The following is a 221-nucleotide window of genomic DNA, read 5'->3' as shown; positions in this document are numbered from 1 at the left end:
TCGGGTCGAGGCGTCCGGGGAAGGTGATCGCGAACGCGTTTAACGGCGCTTTCCAGCGCATCGTCCATCGTGCCTTGCCACGGCCGGTGGGGTCTAGAGATCGGGTGACGAGGTACAGGCACTTCAGCGCCGCGGCGTCGGAGGGGAAATGACCGCGGGCCTTGATGCCCGCCGGTAGCGGGCGTTGATCGACTCGATCGCGTTCGTGGTGCAGATGACCT

1 pseudogene is annotated in these 221 nt (G+C 65.6%); it reads right to left on the bottom strand.

From position 1 onward, the window contains the following. Positions 1-221, bottom strand: a pseudogene (locus DI005_RS00215) (transposase); the annotation flags it as partial.

This window comes from Prauserella sp. PE36 (assembly GCF_003311655.1).
Lineage (GTDB): Bacteria > Actinomycetota > Actinomycetes > Mycobacteriales > Pseudonocardiaceae > Prauserella_A > Prauserella_A endophytica.
The sequence above is the reverse complement of the archived record's forward strand: the minus strand, read 5'-3'. Positions and strand labels throughout refer to the sequence as shown.